The organism is Pseudomonas sp. Sample_21, assembly GCF_004307525.1.
GTDB classification, from domain to species: domain Bacteria; phylum Pseudomonadota; class Gammaproteobacteria; order Pseudomonadales; family Pseudomonadaceae; genus Aquipseudomonas; species Aquipseudomonas atacamensis.
The window spans coordinates 1-3,807 of record NZ_RCNZ01000135.1 but is presented as its reverse complement, the minus strand read 5'-3'; the positions used below and the strand labels follow the sequence as shown (position 1 = coordinate 3,807).

5 protein-coding genes are annotated in these 3,807 nt (G+C 60.0%); 2 read left to right on the top strand and 3 right to left on the bottom strand.

What is annotated here, in order from left to right; genetic code table 11:
• Positions 1 to 153 precede the first annotated feature (153 nt).
• Entirely contained in the window at positions 154 to 1,008 is an 855-nt protein-coding gene (locus tag D8U71_RS25570; protein ID WP_130889004.1) for a LysR family transcriptional regulator, read from the bottom strand.
• 89 nt (positions 1,009 to 1,097) lie between these two features.
• Here D8U71_RS25570 and D8U71_RS25565 point away from each other — a divergent pair, with 89 nt between their 5' ends.
• Complete coding sequence (locus D8U71_RS25565; RefSeq protein ID WP_130889003.1) at positions 1,098 to 1,535, top strand: multidrug/biocide efflux PACE transporter; 438 nt, start codon at positions 1,098 to 1,100, stop codon at positions 1,533 to 1,535.
• Between the two features lie 119 nt (positions 1,536 to 1,654).
• Here D8U71_RS25565 and D8U71_RS25560 read toward each other — a convergent pair whose 3' ends face one another.
• Positions 1,655 to 2,413: an SDR family oxidoreductase gene (locus D8U71_RS25560; RefSeq protein ID WP_130889002.1), complete on the bottom strand. Its 759-nt coding sequence runs from the start codon at positions 2,411 to 2,413 to the stop codon at positions 1,655 to 1,657.
• 121 nt (positions 2,414 to 2,534) lie between these two features.
• Here D8U71_RS25560 and D8U71_RS25555 point away from each other — a divergent pair, with 121 nt between their 5' ends.
• Positions 2,535 to 3,431, top strand: coding sequence for a LysR family transcriptional regulator (locus tag D8U71_RS25555; protein WP_016773563.1), 897 nt, complete (start codon positions 2,535 to 2,537; stop codon positions 3,429 to 3,431).
• Positions 3,432 to 3,571: 140 nt separating this feature from the next.
• Here the strand turns inward: D8U71_RS25555 and D8U71_RS25550 are convergent.
• The coding region (locus D8U71_RS25550; RefSeq protein WP_277751623.1) for a CorA family divalent cation transporter at positions 3,572 to 3,807 on the bottom strand (236 nt) is incomplete at its 5' end.

Genomic DNA, 3,807 nt, shown 5'->3' with positions numbered 1-3,807 from the left:
GGGGGATATTGGAGGGATTCACCGACTTGAACGAATTGTCTTGAATCCATAATCGATAAGGTTTTTCAGGTCGATGCATAACGCCAGACACTTCGGTCGGCCCCCTCTCCCTCCGGGAGAGGGCTGGGGTGAGGGGCTTTTGATTTCAAGCGCTTATTCGAGCATCTTGCTGAGCAACCAGCTCCCTGCCGGCCCCGGGGGATACAAGCGCGACCACAAGGCGTCGACAAACACCGGTTTCGGCCAACCGCGCACGTCGAGCTCTATCAGCAAATCATTGGCATAACGCTGCACCAGCCACCTCGGCAGCGGTGCCCAGCCAAAGCCTTTTTCCGCCATTTCCAGCAGCATCAGGTAACTCGGCGCCGACCACACCCGGCCTTTGCCGCGACTGTCGTAGGGATTGACGATGGTCGCCAGCCGCAATTCGCGATGTTGCTCGAGGATCTGCTGATCCACATGCTCAAGCTTCGCCAATGGGTGCTCGCGGCTGACGAACAGGGCTATCTCCGTGCGCTCGGCCACAGTGGAGGTCACAAGATCCGGCGGGTAGTTGTCCTGCATTTCCGCGAAGGCCAGATGCGCCCGGCCGCGCTGGACCAGTTCGATCAGGTCTTCGCATTCGGCAATCAGGCATTCCAGCTCAAGCTCCGGATAACGCTGCTCGAAATCCACCAGCGCCGCCTCGAAACGATACGACTGGTAGGTATCGGAAATCGCCACCGTCAGCTTCGGTTCCACACCTTGCGCCAATTGCCGCGCGCTCATCTCCAGACGACTGGTGGCGGCCAGAATCGCCTCGGCTTTTTGCAGCATCACGTGGCCGGCGGGGGTGAGCGTGGGCTTGCGGCTGCTGCGGTCGAATAGCTGCAAATCCAGATCAATCTCGAGACTGGCGACCGCGGCGCTGATGGTCGACTGACAGCGGCCCAACTTGCGCGCTGCCGCCGAGAACGAGCCTTGCGTCGCTGCCTGGACAAACGCCAGCAGCACTTCCTGCGAAGCCATGAACTATCGCCTTGATCGATGGTTATTGGTTATGAAGTATCGGTATTAAGTTTGATCATGGCAACCATCGTCAAACAAGGAGTCAGGCCATGACTGCCCACAAGTCCATCACCGAACGTGTTTTCCAGGCAGTTGGTTTCGAGTTTCTCGCGATCCTGATCTGCACGCCGCTGCTCGCCTGGATCATGCAAAAGCCGCTGCTCGACATGGGCGCGGTGACCGTGTTGATCGCGCTGTTGGCGCTGGCGTGGAACGTGGTGTTCAACCGTTTTTTCGACCGTGCATTGGCGCGGATGAATCTGCCGCACAACGCCTGGGTCCGTGTAGTTCATGCATTGCTGTTCGAAGGTGGATTGATCGTGATGGGCGTGCCGCTGATTGCCTGGTGGCTGTCGGTCAGCCTGTGGCAGGCGTTGTTGCTCGACATCGGCGTGCTGCTGTTCTTCCTGCCGTACACCTATGTCTACCACTGGGGTTATGACGTACTGCGCGAGCGCTTCATGGCCCGCCGCACATATGAAAGCTGAGGTAGCCCTGTGGCGAGGGGATTTATCCCCGTTGGGCTGCGTAGCAGACCCGATTTTGGGGCCGCTCCGCAGCCCAGCGGGGATAAATCCCCTCGCCACAAACGGTCTGTTGGTTGAGGTCAGAGAAACATGCCGCCAGACGCCTCGACCCGCTGACCGTTGATCCACTGTCCACCCTCCGACAGCAGCAGCGCCAGTGCACCGCCAATATCATCCGGCAGCCCTACACGACCCAGCGCAGTGTTGCTGGCAACCATCGCGTTGACCGCGCTGTTGTCGCGCACCGTGCCACCGCCAAAATCGGTTTCAATCGCACCCGGCGCCAGGATATTCACGCCAATCTGCCGCGCCCCAAGCTCTTTCGCCTGATAACGCGTCAGCACTTCCATAGCACCTTTCATTGCCGCGTAAGCGCCGTAACCCGGCAGGCTGAAGCGGGTCAGGCCGCTGGAAATATTGACGATGCGCCCACCGTCATTGATCAGCGGCAGCAATTGCTGAGTCAGGAAAAACGGCCCTTTCAACTGCACATTCATCAGCAGATCGAACTGCTCCGGAGTGGTTTCGCTGAACAGCGCATGCACGCCGACCCCGGCGTTGTTGATCAGGAAATCGAAGCGCTGACGCTCAAAGGTTTGCCCCAATACCTGTTCAACCTGCGCGGCAAACGCGGCGAAGTTTTCGCTGTGGCCGACGTCCAGTTGCAGCATCGCCGCTTTCGCGCCGAGTGCCTGCAATTCAGTGACCAGCGCCTGGGCCTCGTCGGCGCGGCTGTTGTAGGTGCCGATGATGTCGATGCCTTGCGCGGCGAGGTGCAGAGCGGCGCTGCGGCCGAGGCCACGACTGGCGCCAGTGATCAGTGCGATTTTGCGGTTCATGCTGACTTCCTCGATTGCGTTGAGTGGGGATGGAAGAAGTTTATTTATCCGCCCTGAGGTGATAAACACGGCAAAAGCGGAATCACTGATCGGCTCAGCCGAACAATCACCGGGGCTTGTCATGAACAAACTGGAACTGCTGCGCACCTTCGTCCGGGTCAGCGAACTGTCGAGTTTCACTCTCGCCGGGGAAAGCCTCGGCCTGCCGCGCTCCACAGTGTCCGAACAGGTGCAGGCACTCGAAGCCTTGCTCGGCACGCGGCTGTTGCAGCGCACCACGCGCAAGGTGCAGGCCACTCAGGATGGACTGGTGCTGTATGAGCGCAGTAAGGACTTGCTCTCGCACATGGATGAAATCGAAGGGCTGTTCCGTCAGGACGAGGCTTCGCTGACCGGGCGCATCCGCGTCGATATGCCGAACATCCTCGCGCGACGCTTGATCATGCCGCGCCTGCCGGAATTCATGGATCGCCACCCGAATCTGCAGATGGAAATCAGCAGCACCGACCGCCGCGTCGATCTGCTCAGCGAGGGTTTCGACTGCGTGTTGCGCATCGGCGCGCAGCCGGATCAGTCGGTGGTCGCCCGGCATCTCGGCGACTTCCCGATGGTCAATTGCGCCAGCCCGGCTTACCTGCAACGTTACGGCGTGCCGCAGACCATCGAGGATCTGGCGCAGCATCGGCTGGTGCATTACGTCGGCGTACTGGGCTCGCGTTCGGAAGGGTTTGTGTATGAGGAGGGTGGCGAAGTGCGACGGGTGGCGATGGCGGGCAGTGTCACGGTCAACAGCACCGACGCCTATGAAGCGGCGTGCCTGGGCGGCTTCGGCCTGACGCAGGTACCGCGCACCGGCATGCAGCCGCATCTGGAAAATGGCGAACTGGTGACCGTACTGCCGCAACACACCGCACCGCCGATGGCGATTTCGTTGTTGTACGCGCGGCAACGGCATTTGCCGCTGCGGGTGCGGGTGTTTATGGATTGGCTCGGCGATGTTGTTCGTTCAACGCTTTGACTGCTCACCTTGGCCCGAACTGTGGGAGCGAGCCTGCTCGCGAAAGCGCCATGTCATTCAACATTGATTTATCTGACACACCGACTTCGCGAGCAGGCTCGCTCCCACAGAGAGGACTGTCTTGTGTGTGGGATTTGCGCTCAGTAATCGCCACGCTTGCGAAACGCCCAGCGCCCGGCAATCACGGTGAACGTCGCCACCAGCGCAACCAGTACCCAAAATCCGTGCGGATCCTGGGACAGCGGCACACCGCCGACATTCATCCCGAAAAAACCGGCAATGATGTTGATCGGCAAGGCCAGCACTGTCACCACCGTCAGGGTGAACAGCGTGCGGTTGCTCTGTTCGTTGAGGTTGGCGGCGATTTCTTCCTGCA